This window comes from Scandinavium sp. NPDC088450 (assembly GCF_044900545.1).
Lineage (GTDB): Bacteria > Pseudomonadota > Gammaproteobacteria > Enterobacterales > Enterobacteriaceae > Scandinavium.
On record NZ_JBJDNI010000008.1, the window covers coordinates 185,200 to 194,282 of the forward strand.

The window sequence follows — 9,083 nt, forward strand, 5'->3', positions numbered from 1 at the left end:
TCTATGAGTGAAATTAACGGCACTTCTGTTCGTTTATCGCGGAATACGCTGAGCTTAACGGATCATGAATTACAACGTATCGGACAATTAATTTACCGACGCGCCGGTATTGTGGTAAATGCGCAAAAGCGCGAGATGATTTTTAATCGTCTCTCCCGCCGGGTGCGCGAACTGGCGCTGGATAACTTCACCGATTACGTGAGCATTCTGGAATCTCACGCCGAGCACCCGGAGTGGCAGACGTTTATCAACGCGCTGACCACCAACCTGACCTCCTTTTTCCGCGAGTCTTACCATTTTCCGGTGCTCGCGGAACATGCGCGTCAGCGGCCCAATGGCTATCGCGTGTGGTGTACCGCCGCCTCGACGGGCGAGGAACCCTGCTCGATTGCCATCACCCTGGATGAGTGCCTCGGGGCGAGCGTCGCCGGGCCGCGCGTCTGGGCTTCGGATATCGACACCGATGTGCTTACCAAAGCGGAAGCGGGCGTCTATCGCCTGAGCGATTTGCAATCGCTGACGCTGGCGCAAAAACGCCACTACTTCCTGCGCGGCGCGGGCGACAACAGCGAACGCGTGAAGGTTAAGCGCGAGCTACTGAGCAGCATTCATTACCAGCAGCTCAACCTGCTGGAAGCTAACTGGTCGGTGCCTGGCCCGTTCGACGCCATTTTTTGTCGCAACGTGATGATTTACTTCGATGCACAGACGCAGCTGCGTCTGCTTCAGCGCTTCACCCGCTTGCTGAAACCCGGCGGGCTGTTGTTCGTGGGGCATTCGGAGCACTTCAGCCACCCGCAACTGCCGCTGCGCCTGCGTGGGCAGTCGGTGTATGAACTGACGGAGACCGCGCGTTGAACCGGATACGTGTGCTGGCGGTGGATGATTCCGCGCTGATGCGAAACATGCTCACTGCGGTGATCAACCGCCAGCCCGATATGGAGATGATCGGCACCGCGCCCGACCCGCTGATTGCCCGTGAGCTGATCAAAAAGCTCAACCCGGACGTGCTGACGCTGGATATCGACATGCCGCGCATGGACGGGCTGGAATTTCTGGCCCGCCTGATGCGCCTGCGCCCGATGCCGGTGGTGATGATTTCTTCTATGACCACCCGAGGATCGCAGGCCACGCTCACCGCGCTGGAGCATGGCGCGGTGGATTTTCTGCCGAAACCGGATCACCGAATCGCAGGCGATCTGGACAGCTGGGGCATTCAGGTTGCGGAAAAAATTCGCGCTGCGGCCAATGCGAGACTCAATAGCAGCCACAAAAGTGACACGCCAAAACCGACGCTGCGCGGGATTCGCGTGGATCAGGAAAGCATTATCGCCATTGGATCGTCCACGGGCGGCACCGAAGCGCTGCGCCGCGTGCTGATGCCGCTGCCGGTGGATTGCCCGGGGATCGTGATTGCTCAACATATGCCTTCCGGGTTTACCCGCTCGTTCGCGCAACGCCTGGATTCCTTATGCCAGATTGCGGTGCGCGAAGGGGAAGACGGCGAGCCTGTTCTGCCTGGCACAGCGCTGATTGCACCGGGCGACCGGCACATGGAAATCGTCCGTCACGGCAAGGGGTACATCGTCAAGCTGAGCGAAACCCCTGCGGTTAATCGCCATCGCCCTTCCGTCGACGTGTTGTTTAACGCCGTGGCGCAACAGGCCGGACGGCACGCCAGCGCCGCCATTCTGACCGGAATGGGCAGCGACGGCGCGCGCGGGCTGTTGCAGTTGAAAAACGCCGGGGCCAGAACCCTGGCACAAAGTGAAGCCACCTGCGTGGTCTTTGGTATGCCACGAGAAGCCATCGCGCTGGGTGCCGCCCAGCAGGTGGTCGATCTCGATGAGATTAGCCAGCATCTGCTGGACAGCTTTACCCATAAAAAACAAGACAATACCGACTCACGACGTTCAGGAGAGAAACCCCATGTCGGATAAAAATTTGCGTTTTCTGGTGGTCGACGACTTCGCCACTATGCGACGTATCGTACGTAATCTGTTGCAGGATCTGGGCTACAAGCACATCGAAGAAGCCGAAGATGGCCAGGACGCGCTCAACAAGCTGCGCGCCGGGGAGTTCGACTTCGTGGTCAGCGACTGGAACATGCCCAATATCGACGGGCTGGAGCTGCTGAAAACCCTTCGTCAGGACCCGGTGATGGCCAAAATGCCGGTGCTGATGGTCACCGCTGAAGCTAAGCGCGAGAACATCATCGCCGCGGCGCAGGCGGGTGCGAATGGCTACATCGTGAAGCCGTTCACCGCTGCCACGCTGGAAGAAAAGCTCAGCAAAATCTTCGAAAAACTGGGATGACCGCCATGACGACGCAGAACAATATGCAATCCGCCGAGCACACCAAAGACCTCTTTTTACGCATCGGGCAGCTCACTCGCCTGCTGCGTAACAGCATGGCGAACCTCGGGCTGGAAGAAGCCATCATGGAAGTGGCGGACGCGTTTCCGAACACCCGCGACCGACTGAACTATGTGGTCGGTAAAACCTCTCAGGCCGCAGACCGGGCGCTGACCAGCGTCGAAGCTGCGCGCCCGTTGCAGGACGGCCTGAGCGACAACGCCACGGCGCTCAGCACCCGCTGGGACGCCTGGTTTGCCGAACCGCAGCCGCTGGATGATGCCCGCGAACTGGTGCAAGAGACGCGCGCGTTTCTGCAACAGGTGCCGGATGTCACCCAGCAGACCAACCGTCAGCTGACCGAAATCATGATGGCGCAGGATTTCCAGGATTTGACCGGACAGGTGCTGCAAAGCCTGATGCTGGTTATCGAAACCGTGGAAAAAGAGCTTATCAGCGTGCTGGTTGAAAACATGCGCGAGCGCGAAATCGGCGCGGAAGAAGCGGATACGAAGCTGAAAAACGGCCCGCAAATCAACACCACCGTGGAAGGGATTGTCGCTTCTCAGGAACAGGTTGATGACCTGCTGGAGTCCCTCGGTTTCTGATGAAACCAGGCGTGCGCCATGTCCCAGGAAAGCGATAACGAAAAAACGGAAGACCCCACACCCCACCGAAAACAGAAAGCGCGGGAAGAGGGGCAAATCCCCCGTTCGCGAGAGATGACCACACTCGCCATGCTGCTGGTTGGCTGGGGATTGGTGGTCGCCGGGGGCGACTATCTGGTGGAGAAACTGCTTCACCTGCTGCACAACGGGCTGACCTTCGACCACCTGTTGGTGCGCGACCCGCAGCAGATGCTGCATCAGGCTTCCTCTTTATTAGGGATGGCCTTTCTGGCTGTCTTGCCGTTTGTCGGCGGCCTGTTTATCACCGCGGTCACGGCACCGCCGATGATTGGCGGCCTGAACCTGAGCGGTAAGGCCATCAAATTTAACGCCAAAAAGCTTAACCCGCTGAGCGGTATCAAACGCATGTTCTCGGCGCAGATGCTCTCGGAGATGCTGAAAGCCATTCTGAAAGTGTTGCTGGCGGGCATTGGCGGCGGCACGTTTTTGCTGCTCAACAAGGCCAAATTTATCGGGCTGGTGTTCGAACCGCTCGGCATGGCGCTGAGCGATATCGGCAGCCTGCTTATTAACTGCATGCTGGTGATCATCCTGTCGCTGATCCCGATGGTGGCGTTTGACGTTATCTATCAGATCTGGAGCAACCTGAAAAAGATGCGCATGAGCCGTCAGGAAGTGAAGGATGAATTTAAAAATCAGGAAGGCGACCCACAAATCAAAGCGCGAGTGCGCCAGATGCAGCGCCAGATGGCGCAGAGCCGAATGATGACCGACGTGCCGACGGCCGATGTGGTAGTCAATAACCCGACCCACTTCTCGGTGGCGCTGAAGTATCAGGAAGGCAGCATGGGCGCGCCGATTGTGGTGGCAAAAGGCACAGGATTAGTTGCGCTGCGCATCCGTGAACTGGCGGAAGAACACCGTGTTCCGATGCTTGAAGCCCCACCGCTGGCGCGTGCGTTGTATCGCCACTGCGAGCCCGGCGCGCCAGTGCCCACTGAACTTTATAACGCGGTAGCGGAAGTGCTGGCCTGGGTTTACGGCCTGCGTCGCTGGCGTAAAGGCTACGGCATACGCCCGCTGGCCCCGAAAAATCTGCCAGTGCCTGCGGGGCTGGATTTTGCACAAGAGAGTAGAGAGTGATGGCCAATATCGCCACCAAATTACGATTACCGAACATGAAGGAGACCCAGTGGCAGGTGCTGGCTGGGCCAGTGCTGATCATGACCATCCTCGCGATGATGATCCTGCCGCTGCCGACCTTCGTGCTCGACCTGCTGTTCACCTTTAACATCGTGCTGTCGATCATGATTTTGCTGGTCGCGATGTTTACCCAGAACACGCTGGAGTTTTCCGCGTTTCCGACCGTGCTGCTGTTTTCCACCCTGCTGCGCCTGGCGCTGAACGTGGCGTCTACGCGTGTGATCCTGATGCACGGCCACACCGGTGCCGGGGCTGCGGGCCAGGTGGTTGAGGCCTTCGGGCACTTCCTGGTAGGCGGCAACTTTGCCATCGGCATCATCGTCTTCGTGATCCTCATCATCATCAACTTTATGGTGATCACCAAAGGGGCCGGGCGTATCGCCGAAGTGGGCGCGCGCTTCACCCTCGACGGGATGCCGGGCAAACAGATGGCGATCGACGCCGATCTCAACGCCGGGCTGATTGGCGAAGAAGAAGCCAAGCGCCGTCGCAAAGAAGTGACTCAGGAAGCCGATTTTTACGGCTCGATGGACGGGGCCAGTAAATTCGTGCGCGGCGATGCGATCGCCGGGCTGATGATCATGGCGATCAACATTATCGGCGGCCTGATCATCGGCGTGATGCAGCATGACATGTCGGCGGGCATGGCGGGTGAGACTTACACCCTGCTGACCATCGGTGACGGCCTGGTTGCGCAGATCCCCGGGCTGGTAATTTCCACCGCCGCAGGTGTGGTCGTCACCCGCGTGGTGAACGAGCAGGACGTGGGCGAGCAGATGGTCGGCCAGCTGTTCTCATCCCCGCGCGTGATTGCGCTGGCTGCGGGCGTTATCGGCCTGCTGGGCCTGATCCCCGGCATGCCGAACTTTGTGTTCCTGCTGTTTACTGTCAGCCTTTTGGGGCTGGCGTGGTGGCTGCGTGGCCGTGAACTTGAAGCGAAAAAACCCGGCGCAGCACGCACGGGCAGCGACGATCCGGATATGGCCAAAGCCGAAGCGGCACAGGTGAATGAAGCCACCTGGTCTGACGTGCAGATGGAAGACACGCTCGGCCTGGAAGTGGGCTATCGCCTGATCCCGATGGTGGACCATGAACAACAGGGCCAGTTGCTGACTCGCGTGCGCGGCATCCGTAAAAAATTCGCACAGCAGATGGGCTTCCTGCCGCCTGCGGTGCACATTCGTGACAACCTCGACCTGCCGCCAACGCGCTACCGCATTCTGTTAAAAGGCGTGGAGATTGGGCACGGCGAGATCCAACCGGATCGCTGGATGGCGATTAACCCGGGCTGTGCAGAAGGTGAAGTGCCGGGCACGCCGTGCGCCGAACCGACGTTTGGCCTGCCTGCGCTGTGGATTGATGAAGTGCATCGCGAACTGGCGCAGACGCTCGGTTACACCGTGGTCGACCCGAGTTCGGTTGTCGCCACGCACCTTAACCACCTGATTGCGACCCACACCGACGAGTTGTTCGGCCGCCAGGAAGCGCAACAGCTGCTGGACCAGCTGACTAAGCAGTCGCCGAAGCTGATTGAAGACCTGATCCCTGCCGTGATTAGCCTGACCACGCTGCACAAAGTGCTGCAAAACCTGCTGTCTGAGCGCGTGCCGATCCGTGACATGCGTACCATCATCGACACGCTGGCGGAGTTTGCGACTAACAACAGTGATGCGGATGAGCTGACGGCCCGCGTGCGTGCTCGCCTCTCTCGCGCCATCACGCAGCAGTGGTTCCCGGGCGAAGACGATATTCAGGTGATTGGGCTGGATTTGTCGCTGGAGCAGTTGCTGGTGCAGGCTACCCAGAGCGGCAGCGCCATCGAACCAGGCATCGCCGAGAACCTGATGAAGCAGACCGAGCAGGCGTTGATGCACCAGGAAGGGCTCGGCGCGCCGCCGGTGCTGCTGGTGAACCCTTCCCTGCGCCTGATGCTGTCGCGTTATTTGCGTCGCCTGTTCCCGCAGATGGCGGTGCTTTCCAGCCAGGAGATCAACACCCAGCGCAACGTGCGCATGACGTGGGTGATTGGGGGCAAAGCATGATTCACCGGGGCTTGTTGGCGCTGCTGTTCGCCTCAACCACGGCGATGGCAGCCGACGGTTCGTGGAGCAGCCAGAGTTTTGGCGGCACGCTGACGCTGGGCAAACAGCCTTTAAGAAGCCAGCCGGTGAAGGTTTCTTCCCCGTTGCCGCAAGGCGCAGTCGCCAAACGGCTCGCCTGGAAAATCCACACCGACCGCCACGCGCCAGTGGGCTTTGAAGCCAAAGTTTGCCACGGCACGCGCTGCCTCAAGCTGCCGGGACTCGCCGGGGAAATCACCCTGCCCGCAGGATTCCCGGCCAACGGCCCGTTCGAATTTGAGTATGTGATTGCCGTACGCGGCCCGGTGAGCCCGGCGCTGACGGTGACGCGTAATGCGGTGACGGTGCATTACCGTACGCCTTCCCTACACGCCGCAAAGGGTTAACCCCTTCACATATCAGGGAGATTACGCTGGTTTTTGCATTCATCAATGTTATGATTCCGGCGTTGTTTCCTAGCCCAACTCTGAGGCCTGATGCTGGAGAATGTAATCTAAAGATAGTCAGTTTCACGACCTCCCCGGTCGGACTGATTATCGCTGCGCTTAAACCTTACGCACACACCTGCGGGTGTTGGCACGTTTTTGCACATGTTGATTACAGGCATTTCCAGTATGAATATTTCCCGACAGGAACAACGCACCCTGCACGTCCTCGCCAAGGGCGGACGCATTATCCATAGCCGCGACACCTCCGGTCGCATCACCCACGTTGAGTGCTACACCCGCGAAGGGATGCTGCTCAGCGACTGCACGCTCGCCGTCTTCAAAAAACTCAGGACCAAGAAGCTTATCAAATCCGTCAACGGCCAGCCGTACCGCATCAACACCAGCGGGCTGAACAATGTACGTGCTCAGTTGGATAACCGTTGAGGGGAGCTTCTTCACTGTCGACGGGTGGCGGTTCGACCATCCGTACGCCATCTGCGATTGTGACCTGATGATCGCTGCGGCTTGGGAGTGGTTTGATTTTGGTGATGTGAGGGATGGGTGAGTACTGAATTGGTGGGCCCCTTGAGGTGGGGCCTTACGAGTTTGCTGTTAGGTATGCCAGAAGTTTCTTTTTCGTCTCGGAATCTATCTGCTTCCAGCTCATCAACAACAGTGCCAGATCGTCGTCTTCGGTATAAAAATAGGCGAGCGGGATATCGAGCGCTTTCGCAAGTTGGTGAACCACTTCGATACTTGCCTGATGGACACCTTTCTCATATCGATTGATTCGTGTGCTCGCGACAAACTCGTCTATCCCCGCAAGGATGCCGAGTTTCTTCTGCGATAAACCTTTTGCCAGTCGCGCCGATTTCAGGCGCTCACAAAAGATGGATTGATAAGAAGCGGATTCATTCATAGCTACGATAGTCGTAGCTTTTAGGTGTTGTCGATACTACGAGAAACGTAGCAATCTCATCACTGTTCCACATAACTCCCTGTTACACCGAGTTTCATCAGAGATCAGGTGTCGATCGCATAACTACGAAATACGTAGTTTTAAAGATGACAATCACACTACGAATTACGTAGCATCAGCCTGTTAGCCAAACACATAACTTTTTATCGTCAGGAGGGAATCATGACAAATGACTGGCATCAGGCCGATATCATTGCCTGTTTACGTAAGAAAGGAACCTCACTCGCCGCGCTATCGCGAGCATCCGGGCTTAGTTCATCAACCTTAGCGAACGCGCTGACACGCCCATGGCCCAAAGGGGAATACCTAATCGCCGAGGCATTGGGCGTTCACCCTTCGGTGATTTGGCCTAGCCGTTACTTTCGGGATGGGGTGTTGGTGGAGCGGCTTGGGTTGATGCGTGGGAAGGGGTCTGAAGGGAATGGGATCTGATGGAAGCTAGTTTTGATCAATAACCAATAGGGTGAATTCGCGTTTGAACTCAGCGTTGAAATTTCTTCTTTTCATTAGGGTCACCAGTGTTGTTCCGAGGTGAGCATATCACCTCTGTAAGGTGGCAAAATTCAGTAAACCACGACATTGCTTAATATGAACTCGACGACTTTACGTATCGCCAGAGCAAAATCAATACAGCAAACGGCCTGATGGCCGTTTGTTTGATGGAGCGATTAGAGACTGATAATCTGGTTGCGTCAAAATCGCCTGGTAATTATACCGTCGGTATCGCCCTGGTAATCACACTAATACAGAATACGTCATACCTGCTCAATCTCTTAAGATGATGCTAAGGGATGCTTATCAGCGTTACTGCGGTATTGTTAACCAGGTTTTATCACTGCTGGTAAGTTGCTGAGAGTTTGTCATCATATCTGAACCAATTTCCGGTGAACCAAATGATGCCATGGCGCCGATTAATTGCTGCAGCTGCGACGTTGTGTCGGTTGCATCGTATTGTTGGTCATTGGCGGGTGAAAGTGCTCCAGCCTGTTTATTGTTGGTCTCCCATTGATTATTTGTATCCGAAAGATCGCTCTTCTGATTAAACCACAATGTTACTGATTCGCCGTGTATCTCTTCAGTTGTTACGTTTGCTGTCATGTTATGAACGCTTGTTAATGATACCGCGCTATTTTCTGCCAGTACGTCGGTAACAAATTCTGGAAGCTCTTCCTGAGTGATGGTTTTGTCATCAAAGACGACACTGAAGCGGCGGTAAATGGAATTGCTGAAGTAGTTGTTCAGGGTGACGGAGTCATCGCTGCCGTAGGCAGAGATAACCAGGTTATTGCCGGATTTGACCATGGACAGCCGGTCAGACGATGCCCCTTCGAAGACCAGAGTGTTGAGGTCAGTACTGCTGCTGTCGGAAATGGAATCCTGACCGTGCCCGGAGCGGAAAAGATAGGTG

11 protein-coding genes are annotated in these 9,083 nt (G+C 56.7%); 9 read left to right on the forward strand and 2 right to left on the reverse strand.

The genetic code is table 11. The features are described from left to right. Positions 1-3 precede the first annotated feature (3 nt). The 8 genes from ACI2I2_RS10020 to ACI2I2_RS10055 all read left to right on the forward strand — a co-directional run bounded on the left by ACI2I2_RS10020 (position 4) and on the right by ACI2I2_RS10055 (position 7,140). On the forward strand, positions 4-858 hold the full coding sequence (locus tag ACI2I2_RS10020) for a CheR family methyltransferase (protein ID WP_404657780.1): 855 nt from the start codon (positions 4-6) through the stop codon (positions 856-858). Next, the gene (locus tag ACI2I2_RS10025; RefSeq protein ID WP_404657781.1) at positions 855-1,940 is read left to right on the forward strand and encodes a chemotaxis response regulator protein-glutamate methylesterase; all 1,086 of its coding nucleotides are present in this window, start codon (positions 855-857) and stop codon (positions 1,938-1,940) included. Before ACI2I2_RS10020 ends, ACI2I2_RS10025 begins: the two co-directional genes overlap by 4 nt. Then, the gene (cheY, locus tag ACI2I2_RS10030; RefSeq protein WP_404657782.1) at positions 1,930-2,316 is read left to right on the forward strand and encodes a chemotaxis response regulator CheY; all 387 of its coding nucleotides are present in this window, start codon (positions 1,930-1,932) and stop codon (positions 2,314-2,316) included. Before ACI2I2_RS10025 ends, cheY begins: the two co-directional genes overlap by 11 nt. A 5-nt stretch (positions 2,317-2,321) precedes the next feature. Further along, entirely contained in the window at positions 2,322-2,963 is a 642-nt protein-coding gene (gene cheZ, locus ACI2I2_RS10035) for a protein phosphatase CheZ (protein WP_404657783.1), read from the forward strand. An 18-nt stretch (positions 2,964-2,981) separates the two neighbouring features. Further along, complete coding sequence (gene flhB / locus ACI2I2_RS10040; RefSeq protein ID WP_404657784.1) at positions 2,982-4,127, forward strand: flagellar biosynthesis protein FlhB; 1,146 nt, start codon at positions 2,982-2,984, stop codon at positions 4,125-4,127. Beyond that, positions 4,127-6,229, forward strand: a complete 2,103-nt coding sequence (gene flhA, locus ACI2I2_RS10045; protein ID WP_404657785.1) for a flagellar biosynthesis protein FlhA — start codon at positions 4,127-4,129, stop codon at positions 6,227-6,229. Before flhB ends, flhA begins: the two co-directional genes overlap by 1 nt. Next, complete coding sequence (locus ACI2I2_RS10050) at positions 6,226-6,654, forward strand: flagellar protein FlhE (protein WP_404657786.1); 429 nt, start codon at positions 6,226-6,228, stop codon at positions 6,652-6,654. The genes flhA and ACI2I2_RS10050 overlap by 4 nt, the downstream gene beginning before the upstream one ends. A 228-nt stretch (positions 6,655-6,882) precedes the next feature. Beyond that, positions 6,883-7,140: a YjhX family toxin gene (locus ACI2I2_RS10055; RefSeq protein WP_404657787.1), complete on the forward strand. Its 258-nt coding sequence runs from the start codon at positions 6,883-6,885 to the stop codon at positions 7,138-7,140. Positions 7,141-7,294: 154 nt separating this feature from the next. Here the strand turns inward: ACI2I2_RS10055 and ACI2I2_RS10060 are convergent, their stop codons facing one another. After that, positions 7,295-7,615 carry a helix-turn-helix domain-containing protein gene (locus ACI2I2_RS10060; RefSeq protein ID WP_404657788.1) on the reverse strand — a complete coding sequence of 107 codons (321 nt, stop codon included), beginning with the start codon at positions 7,613-7,615 and terminating at the stop codon, positions 7,295-7,297. 222 nt (positions 7,616-7,837) lie between these two features. Between ACI2I2_RS10060 and ACI2I2_RS10065 the strand changes: the two genes are divergently transcribed. After that, a complete protein-coding gene (locus ACI2I2_RS10065) occupies positions 7,838-8,107 on the forward strand; it encodes a helix-turn-helix domain-containing protein (RefSeq protein ID WP_404657789.1) in 270 nt (89 codons plus the stop codon). A gap of 372 nt (positions 8,108-8,479) precedes the next feature. On the opposite strand, the gene ACI2I2_RS10070 is transcribed toward ACI2I2_RS10065, so the two are convergent. After that, positions 8,480-9,083, reverse strand: a 604-nt coding sequence (locus tag ACI2I2_RS10070; RefSeq protein WP_404657790.1) for a calcium-binding protein, incomplete at its 5' end; no start/stop codon positions are given.

Coding starts and splice junctions, on each gene's coding strand:
- ACI2I2_RS10020 (WP_404657780.1), top strand. CDS start 4: ATGAGTGAAATTAACGGCACTTCTGTTCGTTTATCGCGGAATACGCTG.
- ACI2I2_RS10055 (WP_404657787.1), top strand. CDS start 6,883: ATGAATATTTCCCGACAGGAACAACGCACCCTGCACGTCCTCGCCAAG.
- flhB (WP_404657784.1), top strand. CDS start 2,982: ATGTCCCAGGAAAGCGATAACGAAAAAACGGAAGACCCCACACCCCAC.
- flhA (WP_404657785.1), top strand. CDS start 4,127: ATGGCCAATATCGCCACCAAATTACGATTACCGAACATGAAGGAGACC.
- ACI2I2_RS10060 (WP_404657788.1), bottom strand. CDS start 7,615: ATGAATGAATCCGCTTCTTATCAATCCATCTTTTGTGAGCGCCTGAAA.
- ACI2I2_RS10050 (WP_404657786.1), top strand. CDS start 6,226: ATGATTCACCGGGGCTTGTTGGCGCTGCTGTTCGCCTCAACCACGGCG.
- cheY (WP_404657782.1), top strand. CDS start 1,930: ATGTCGGATAAAAATTTGCGTTTTCTGGTGGTCGACGACTTCGCCACT.
- cheZ (WP_404657783.1), top strand. CDS start 2,322: ATGACGACGCAGAACAATATGCAATCCGCCGAGCACACCAAAGACCTC.
- ACI2I2_RS10065 (WP_404657789.1), top strand. CDS start 7,838: ATGACAAATGACTGGCATCAGGCCGATATCATTGCCTGTTTACGTAAG.